6 protein-coding genes are annotated in these 6326 nt (G+C 65.5%); 3 read left to right on the forward strand and 3 right to left on the reverse strand.

Annotated features, from left to right (window positions below; translation table 11 throughout):
* Entirely contained in the window at positions 1-876 is an 876-nt protein-coding gene (locus LRR16_RS10105; RefSeq protein WP_064573297.1) for a DMT family transporter, read from the reverse strand.
* 577 nt (positions 877-1453) lie between these two features.
* Between LRR16_RS10105 and LRR16_RS10110 the strand changes: the two genes are divergently transcribed.
* From LRR16_RS10110 to LRR16_RS10120, 3 genes are all read left to right on the forward strand, one after another.
* Entirely contained in the window at positions 1454-2029 is a 576-nt protein-coding gene (locus LRR16_RS10110) for a phasin family protein (protein WP_043439695.1), read from the forward strand.
* A gap of 283 nt (positions 2030-2312) precedes the next feature.
* Entirely contained in the window at positions 2313-2675 is a 363-nt protein-coding gene (locus LRR16_RS10115; RefSeq protein ID WP_232205757.1) for a type II toxin-antitoxin system RelE/ParE family toxin, read from the forward strand.
* On the forward strand, positions 2675-2995 hold the full coding sequence (locus LRR16_RS10120; protein WP_232205758.1) for a helix-turn-helix domain-containing protein: 321 nt from the start codon (positions 2675-2677) through the stop codon (positions 2993-2995). Before LRR16_RS10115 ends, LRR16_RS10120 begins: the two co-directional genes overlap by 1 nt.
* A gap of 134 nt (positions 2996-3129) precedes the next feature.
* Here the strand turns inward: LRR16_RS10120 and lpdA are convergent, their stop codons facing one another.
* Positions 3130-4938 (reverse strand): dihydrolipoyl dehydrogenase, encoded by a 1809-nt coding sequence (gene lpdA, locus LRR16_RS10125; RefSeq protein WP_255674084.1) that lies wholly within the window; start codon positions 4936-4938, stop codon positions 3130-3132.
* Between the two features lie 24 nt (positions 4939-4962).
* On the reverse strand, positions 4963-6326 hold a 1364-nt coding region (gene aceF / locus LRR16_RS10140; protein WP_232205759.1), incomplete at its 5' end, for a dihydrolipoyllysine-residue acetyltransferase.

Consider the following 6326-nt stretch of genomic DNA (forward strand, 5'->3'; position numbering starts at 1 on the left):
TCAAGCGCGGCGCGACGGCGCCGCCGCGCCGCGCATCACCAGCGCGACGCCGGCCGCCGCGAGCGCCATGCCGGCCGCGGCCATCGGCGGAAAGCGTTCGTCGAACAACAGCCAGGCCATCACGGCGGTGGTCGGCGGCGTCAGGTACATCAGGCTCGATACGCTGGTGGCGGCGCCGCGCCGGATCAGCACGAACAGCAGCGAGATCGCGCCGATCGACAGGGCCACGATCGACCAGGCCAGCGCGCCGACCATCTCGAGGTTCCAGTCGACTTCGCGCGTTTCGAACAGGAACATCCAGGGCAGGCAGGCCAGCGCCGCCGCGGTGAACTGGATCAGCGAGCCCATGCGCAGATCGAACACCGGGCAGCGATGCTTCTGATACAGCGTGCCGACGGTGATCGACAGCAAGGCGCCGACCGCGAGCAGCACGCTGAACGGCGTCGCCGAGCCGGCCGACAGCTTGCCGGCCACCACCAGGCCGACGCCGACGATGCCGAGCAGCAGGCCCAGCCACTGCCAGCCGCGCAGGCGTTCGCCGAGACGCAGCGAAATCAGCGCCGTCAGCAGCGGCTGCATGCCGACGATCAACGCGGCCATGCCGGCCGGCATGCCGAGCTTGACCGCGGCCCAGACCCCGCCCAGATAGCCGGTCTGCAACAGCAGCCCCGCCAGCGCAATGCGCCCGATCATGGCCCAATCCACATGGCCATCGCGACGAGGCAGCGGCACGCGCGCCAGCACGACGAACGGCACCATCAGCACCACCACGCCGGCAAAGCGCAGGAACAGAAAGGTCATCGGCTCGGCATGCGGCATGCCGTACTTGGCGACGATAAAGCCGGTGCTCCAGATCAGCACGAACAGCCAGGGCATCGACACCAGCCACGCATTGGTGCCGTCTGACGCGGTTCGGCCCGCGCTGGCCTCTGACGCCGGCCTCACGCACGCCCCTTCATGGGTGCGCCGATGTCGAACGGATTGGGACGCAATGGAATCGCGATGCGGACAAAACGGCTGCGGGAGGCTTGGCGGGACATCGGCAACAAGGGCGGAACGGGCGGGCCGCGCGGCGATCAGGCATATCGCCCTGCCCGGCCATGCGTTGAATGGAATGGGCGATGGTAGCACCGGCCAGTTCGTCACGTCGCCCGAGGCCCCGCAGGTGATCGGGCAGTCGCAATGTGGCGAAGCCGCCCGAGGGTTTACCCCAGACCGGTTGTGCGATGCACAAAAACCGCTTGACACACCAAACATGGTCCATACAATACGGAATTGTTGCGACGCACCATGAATCGAAAAGACGGTTTCCGGCCGGCCAAATCGAGTCGTTGGAGCGCACGCACAAACCATTAACGCGCCTGGGCTGGCCACCGCAACGTCACGGCCTTGACATCTAGGCGACCTATTTTTTGAGTTCGCTTGAACTCGACTTCATTTGATGGAGACCAGCATGTCCTTTACCCCCGAACAAGTTGCCGCCGCCCACAAAGCCAATCTGGAAACCCTGTTCGGTTTGACCACCAAGGCCTTCGAAGGCGTGGAAAAGCTGGTCGAGCTGAACATGCAAGTGGTCAAGACCACGCTGGCTGAAAACGTCGAGCACGCCAAGCGCACGCTGACCGCCCGCGACGCCCAGGAACTGCTGGCGCTGCAGGTTTCGCTGATCCAGCCGGTCGCCGAAAAGGCCGTCGCCTACAGCCGCCACGTGTACGAAATCGCGGCCGACACGCAGTCGGAATTCACCCGCGTCGCCGAGGCCCAGCTGGCCGAAAGCTCACGCAACGTGCAAAGCCTGGTCGACAACTTCGCCAAGAACGCCCCGGCCGGTTCGGAATCGACCGTGGCCATCGTGAAGTCGGCCATCTCGGCCGCCAACAACGCCTACGAGTCGGTCCAGAAGGCTACCAAGCAAGCCGTCGAAATCGCCGAAAGCAATTTCCAGGCGGCCGCCACCGCCGCGACCAAGGCCGCCCAGCAAGCGAGCGCCACCGCCCGCACCGCTGGCAAGAAGACCACCGCAGCCTGATCGCGCTGAACGGTGCCCCGCTCGCGGGGCACCCGGTCGACGCTGACCTCCGAAGCCCGGCATTGATGCCGGGCTTTTTTATTGCCTCTGGCACCGCAATTAGCGCATTCGAACTTCAGCCCGGGATCGTCACAGTCGTACAACGTTCGGACGCTGCATCGCAACGATCATCGCCGCCTTTCGCCAGGCGATCCGGTTGCGCTTCGCAGTCAGTTTGTCATGGTGATGCCAGGGCGGCTGGTGCATCCGTCGCTTGCGATTTATATCCGAACAGGTATAAATCGTGCCCGACGAACGCAAGCTGTTGTATTGGGAAGGCTCCTCGAAAAAGGACTTCAAAGCATTCCCCATTCCGGTTCAAAAAGACATGGGGGTAGCCCTGTTCGTCGTGCAGTTGGGGCGCACGCCTCCTTCAGCAAAGCCGTGGAAGGGCCTGGGTTCGGGCGTGTACGAACTGGTCGACGATCACTGCGGCGATACCTTCCGGGCCGTATACACGGTCTGCGTCGGCAACGCAGTCCACGTGCTGCGCGCGTTTCAGAAAAAGTCCAAGTCGGGCATCGCCACGCCGCAACCGGATATCGCCTTGATCGAGAAGCGGCTGAAGGCGGTGCTCGCCAGATACGGAAAAAGCGGGAGATCGTGATGCCATGCAATCGCACTAGAACAGGCACGGACGATGTGTTGGCCGACCTCGGATTTGCCGATGCCGAGGAACTGTCGGCAAAAGCGCTGCTGGCGGTCAAAGTCAACGAAGTGATCGACAAGCGAGGGCTCAGCCAGGTCGAAGCCGCCCATATCGTCGGCATGAGCCAGCCAAAGGTGTCGCAGATCCGGCGCTACAAACTCGACAACATCTCTCTGGAGCGCCTGATGCAGGCGCTCGTCTCGCTCGATCAGCACGTGGAAATCGTGGTTCGGCCGGCTCGCCAGTCGGCAGCCGCAGGAATTTTCGTTACAGCCTGACCGCGCCCCGCACTTGTCAGCTTCAGCGCAGCTATATCTGTATTTCGAAAATAATGGCGGTTAATTGCATTCTCAAGTAAAACAAGGCCCGCCATCCCGGCGGGCCCTGCTCCTGTACTGCTACAACCGGCCGCTCAGCGCTTGCGCGGCGGCGGCACGTCCGTGCAGACGCCCTCGTAGATCTCGGCCGCCATGCCGATCGACTCGCCTAGCGTCGGGTGCGGGTGGATGGTCTTGCCGATATCGACCGCATCGGCGCCCATCTCGATCGCCAGGCACACTTCGCCGATCAGGTCGCCCGCATGCGTGCCGACGATGCCGCCGCCGATGATGCGGTGCGTTTCCTCGTCGAACAGCAGCTTGGTGAAGCCCTCGTCGCGGCCGTTGGCGATCGCGCGGCCCGAAGCGGCCCACGGGAAAACGCCCTTGCCGTACTTGATGCCCTGCGCCTTGCACTGTTCTTCGGTCAGACCAGCCCACGCGACTTCCGGATCGGTATAGGCCACCGACGGAATCTGCCTGGCATCGAAGTACGCCTTCTCGCCGTGCGCGGCTTCGGCGGCCACGTGGGCCTCATGCACGGCCTTGTGCGCCAGCATCGGCTGCCCGACGATGTCGCCGATCGCGAAGATATGCGGCACGTTGGTGCGCATCTGGCTGTCGACGTCGATGAAGCCGCGGTCGGTCACCGCGACGCCCGCCTTCTCCGCGCCGATCCGCTTGCCGTTGGGCGAACGGCCCACCGACACCAGCACCAGGTCGTAGCGCTGCGCCTCCGCCGGGGCCTGCTCGCCCTCGAACTTGACGTAGATGCCATCGGCCCTGGCTTCGACGCCGACGGTCTTGGTCTTGAGCATCACGTTGTCGAAGCGATGCTTGTTCATCTTCTCCCAGACCTTGACCAGATCGCGGTCCGCGCCCTGCATCAGGCCGTCGAGCATTTCGACGACATCGATGCTGGCGCCCAGCGTGCTGTAGACCGTGGCCATTTCCAGCCCGATGATGCCGCCGCCGATCACCAGCATGCGCTTGGGGATCTCGCGCAGTTCCAGCGCGCCGGTCGAATCGACGATGCGCGGGTCTTCCGGGATGAACGGCAGTTTCACCGCCTGGCTGCCGGCCGCGATGATGGCCTTGTCGAAACGGATCACCGTCTTCTTGCCGGTGGGATCCTTGCCGTCGCCGCCGGTTTCCTGGACCTCGAGATGATGCGGATCGAGGAAGGTACCGATGCCGCGCACGACCTGCACCTTGCGCGCCTTGGCCATGCCGGCGAGGCCGCCGGTCAGCTTGCCGACCACGGATTCCTTGTACTTGCGCAGCCCGTCCAGATCGATCTTCGCGTCGCCGAACACGATGCCGTGCGCGGCCAGCGCCTTGGCCTCGTCGATGATCGCCGCGTTATGCAGCAGCGCCTTCGACGGGATGCAACCGACATTCAGGCAAACCCCGCCCAGGCTCGCATAGCGCTCGACCAGCACGGTATTCATGCCGAGGTCGGCGCTGCGGAACGCCGCCGAATAGCCGCCGGGGCCGGCGCCCAGCACCAGCATCTCGCACTGGATGTCGGCGCCGCCGGCATGCGTCGCCGCAGCCGGTGCCGGTGCCGGTGCCGGCGATGCTGCCGGCGCGGGCGCCGCAGCCGGGCTCGAAGCAGCCGGAGCCGCCGCGGGTGCGGGTGCGGGTGCGGGCGCTGCCGCCGCGGCCTGCGCCTCGACCGTGCAGATCACCGTGTCCTTGGCGACCTTGTCGCCGACCTTGACCTTGACCTCGACGACCTTGCCGGCCGCCGACGACGGCACGTCCATGCTGGCCTTGTCCGACTCCAGCACGATCAGCGACTGTTCCTGCTCGATCGTGTCGCCGGCCTTGACCAGCACCTCGATCACCTCTACCGCGTCGAAATCGCCGATGTCCGGCACCTTGACTTCGATCACACTCATGCTTTGCTCCTGTGGCCGAGCCGCTTACAGCAGAATGCGGCGGAAATCGGCCAGCAGCTGACCGAAGTAGGTATTGAAGCGGGCCGCCTCGGCGCCGTCGATCACGCGGTGGTCCCACGACAGCGACAGCGGCAGCGTCAGGCGCGGCACGAACTGCTTGCCGTCCCAGACCGGCTTCTGATACGACTTGCAGACGCCCATGATGGCCACTTCCGGCGCATTGATGATCGGCGTGAAGTAGGTACCGCCCAGGCCGCCGAGCGACGAGATCGAGAAGCAGCCGCCCTGCATCTGGTCGGGCTTGAGCTTGCCCTCGCGCGCCAGCTTGGCCAGTTCCGCCATCTCCTGCGCGATCTCGATCACGCCCTTCTTGTCGGCGTCCTTGATCACCGGCACGACCAGGCCATTCGGCGTATCGGCGGCGAACCCGATGTTGAAGTACTTCTTCAGGACGAGGTTGTCGCCGTCGAGCGAGGCATTGAAGTTCGGGAACTTCTTCAGCGCGGCGACCGTGGCCTTGATCATGAAGGCCAGCATCGTGACCTTGACGCCCTGCTTCTCGTATTCCTTGTTCAGCTGCACGCGGAACGCTTCGAGCTCGGTGATGTCGGCCTCGTCGTGATTGGTCACGTGGGGGATCATCACCCAGTTGCGATGCAGGTTCGCGCCCGAAATCTTCTTGATGCGCGACAGCGGCTTGCTTTCGATCTCGCCGTAGCGGGTGAAATCGACCTTCGGCCACGGCAGCAGACCGAGTTCGCCGCCACCGGCACCAGCGGCCGCTTGCGCCGGCGCAGCGGCCTGCCCCGTCATCACGCCCTTGACGTAGCGCTGCACGTCTTCATGGGTGATCCGGCCCTTCGGACCGGAGCCCGGCACGCGCGACACGTCGACGCCGAGTTCGCGCGCGTACTTGCGCACCGACGGGCTGGCATGCGCGGCCTTGCCGCTGACGCCGGCCGGCGCGGCCTGTGCCGCCGGAGCCGGCGCAGGGGCCGCAGCGGCAGCCGGGGCCGCTGCAGCGGCCGGCGCGGGAGACGGTGCCGCGGCAGGCGCGGGAGCGGGAGCGGCAGCCGGAGCAGCACCGGCGCCTTCCAGGATCACGATCAGCGTGCCTTCGGACACGTTGTCGCCGACCTTGACCTTGACTTCCTTGACCACGCCGGCCGATGGCGACGGCACGTCCATCGTGGCCTTGTCCGACTCGAGCGTGATCAGCGATTCCTCGGCATTGACGCTGTCGCCGGGCTTCACGTGGACCTCGATGACCGGCACGCCTTCGTAGTCGCCGATATCGGGCACCTTGACCTCGACGGTGCCGCCACCGCCGGCAGCGGCCGGGGCAGGCGCCGGCGCGGCGGCGGGAGCCGGTGCCGGTGCTGGTGCCG

This window comes from Cupriavidus sp. UGS-1, from assembly GCF_021213615.1.
Lineage (GTDB): Bacteria > Pseudomonadota > Gammaproteobacteria > Burkholderiales > Burkholderiaceae > Cupriavidus.

What these genes read in the sequence shown, in the direction of transcription:
- LRR16_RS10105 (WP_064573297.1), bottom strand. Translation starts at nt 876, where the DNA reads ATGCCCTGGCTGTTCGTGCTGATCTGGAGCACCGGCTTTATCGTCGCC.
- LRR16_RS10120 (WP_232205758.1), top strand. Translation starts at nt 2,675, where the DNA reads ATGCCATGCAATCGCACTAGAACAGGCACGGACGATGTGTTGGCCGAC.
- lpdA (WP_255674084.1), bottom strand. Translation starts at nt 4,938, where the DNA reads ATGAGTGTGATCGAAGTCAAGGTGCCGGACATCGGCGATTTCGACGCG.
- LRR16_RS10110 (WP_043439695.1), top strand. Translation starts at nt 1,454, where the DNA reads ATGTCCTTTACCCCCGAACAAGTTGCCGCCGCCCACAAAGCCAATCTG.